Source organism: Massilia sp. Root335 (genome assembly GCF_001425685.1).
GTDB classification, from domain to species: domain Bacteria; phylum Pseudomonadota; class Gammaproteobacteria; order Burkholderiales; family Burkholderiaceae_D; genus Telluria; species Telluria luteola.
Window position 1 is genome coordinate 735 of sequence record NZ_LMCY01000035.1, and the last position, 338, is coordinate 1,072.

The window sequence follows — 338 nt, forward strand, 5'->3', positions numbered from 1 at the left end:
GCCAGGGTCTCCACCCCGCCGCTCACAGCCAGGCCGCCAGACCCGGCGATCGTGCCCGCGAAGTCATTGGTAACATTGCCCAGGATCAGGGGCGGAGTAACGAGGATGACGCCGCCCGATCCGGACAAGGGCAGGCCGGGAAGGCCAATGGGGCTCTGGATCACCGTGCCACCGGCATTCGTCAGGGTCAGGGTCTGCCCGCCCAGCAGCACGGTGCCCGAGCCGGACAGCGTCCGGATCTGGGCGCCATTGTCGGTCGCCGAGATGTCGAAGACGCCGTTGTCGTTCACGCCGCTCGACAGGGCGATGCCGCCCGAACCGGCCAGCGCCAGCGTGCC

At 69.5% G+C, this 338-nt stretch carries 1 protein-coding gene; it reads right to left on the bottom strand.

All coding sequences use genetic code 11. From position 1 onward, the window contains the following. The coding region (locus ASC93_RS32300; RefSeq protein WP_229412800.1) for a hypothetical protein at positions 1-338 on the bottom strand (338 nt) is incomplete at both ends.